Source organism: Methylobacterium sp. WL7, from assembly GCF_008040085.1.
In the GTDB taxonomy this organism is placed as follows: domain Bacteria; phylum Pseudomonadota; class Alphaproteobacteria; order Rhizobiales; family Beijerinckiaceae; genus Methylobacterium; species Methylobacterium mesophilicum.
Genome location: NZ_VRVG01000301.1, coordinates 1 through 1,528, shown reverse-complemented (window position 1 = coordinate 1,528; position 1,528 = coordinate 1). Strand labels below are relative to the sequence as shown.

Below are 1,528 nucleotides of genomic sequence, written 5' to 3'. Positions count from 1 at the left end.
CCCTCGATGCCGGCGATCCGCCAAGCCATCCTGGATCACCTCAGTCAGCCACCACCGCGGCGATGCCCGCACTGTGACGCCGTTCTCAATCTGCCACCCTGAAGTCAAAATGCCAAAGTAGTGCTAGGTCGCGGACTCGTAAAGTTCGCAGCCAGACCCGGACGGCGGCGAGTTTGACGCTGGCAAGAAAGTTGTCGGGATCCTTGTCGTAGCGGGTGGCGACGGCGCGGAAGTGCTTGATCTTGCTGAAGAAGCGTTCGACCCGATTGCGGTACTTGTACAGGAACGGGCTGAAGGCCAAGACCTGCTTGCGGTTGGGCATCGGCTTCACGTTCGCCCAAGCACCCTGCTCGGACATCCGGGCTCGCAGCGCATCGCTGTCGTGGGCCCGGTCACCCAGCAGGACCTGGCCTTCACCCAGCCCGCCCAGCATGTCGGTCGCCGAGCGCCCGTCATGCGCCTGACCGGGCGTGATCTTCAGCGCCACGGGACGGCCCTCGGCATCCACCAGCGCGTGGATCTTGCTGGTCAGGCCGCCCCGTGAGCGACCCATGCCACCGGATCCGCCGTCTTTTTTTTGGCGCAGGCTGCATGCTGGTGCACCCGCACGCTGGTGGCGTCGATCATCTGCAGATCGCCCTCGTAAGCCTTCGACACTGCAGCCAGAAGTCGGTCCCAGATGCCGCGCTTGCGCCAGCGCCGGAAGCGGTTGCCGCAGGTCGTGTAGGGCCCGTAACGCGCCGGGATGTCGGCCCACGGCGCACTCGTGCGCAGCCGCCAGAAGATCCCGTTCAGCACCCGTCGGTCGTCCACCCGATCCTTGCCGCGTACGTCTGTCGGAAGCAGCGGCTCGATCACCGCCCACTCTGCATCCGTCAGGTCAAACCGCGCCATCCTCGGTCTTCCATTCGGAGAACCAACGACGCCCCGACCAAACCGTGCCACCCGTTATGGGTTCACGACCTAAAGCCACGCCGACCTGGAGATCGTGCTGCGCGGCTTCAACGCGGCCTACAACGGCCGCCGGCAGCGCGTGCTCCAGGGGCTCTCGCCCGAGATGGTGCTGCGTCAGCGTCTCGAAGCCGATCCCGCATTGGCCAACCCAACCTACAGACCGCCCAGTTCTACTATCATCAAACGCGCCCTCCGCGTCGTTGCAGATGCCAAGGAGGTCTCGCATCCAGACACTCGATCTCGACCCTGACACGCTTGGGTTCCTGGACGAGACTGCCACCAACACGAAGATGGTTCACCGCTATCGGCGGCTTTCGTTTGGCGAACACCGCCGGGTCGCGGTGCCGTTCGGCCACTGGACGGCTATTGCAATCACGGCCAGCCTAATTCACGTTTCCTTCAAAATTTTTAATACGACGTGCTGGAGTGCCATAATATAAACAATCTTCGTCAGTCGATTCAACGACAAGGGAATTGGCGCCGATCACGCAACCGCGTTTTATAGTAACACCTGGCATGACAGTTACGTTGGCCCCGATCCAGCAGCCATCCTCAATGCTAACCGGTTTAATTA

Annotated in this window: 1 protein-coding gene and 2 pseudogenes; 1 reads left to right on the top strand and 2 read right to left on the bottom strand. The window is 62.2% G+C overall.

Annotated features, from left to right (window positions below; all coding sequences use genetic code 11):
* Positions 1-85 precede the first annotated feature (85 nt).
* Positions 86-894, bottom strand: a pseudogene (locus FV233_RS29380) (IS5 family transposase).
* 287 nt (positions 895-1,181) lie between these two features.
* Here FV233_RS29380 and FV233_RS31520 point away from each other — a divergent pair.
* A pseudogene (locus FV233_RS31520) lies at positions 1,182-1,340 on the top strand (IS630 family transposase); the annotation flags it as partial.
* Here FV233_RS31520 and FV233_RS29375 read toward each other — a convergent pair.
* Positions 1,338-1,528, bottom strand: a 191-nt coding sequence (locus tag FV233_RS29375) for a DapH/DapD/GlmU-related protein (RefSeq protein ID WP_348642258.1), incomplete at its 5' end; no start/stop codon positions are given. The pseudogene FV233_RS31520 and the gene FV233_RS29375 overlap by 3 nt on opposite strands.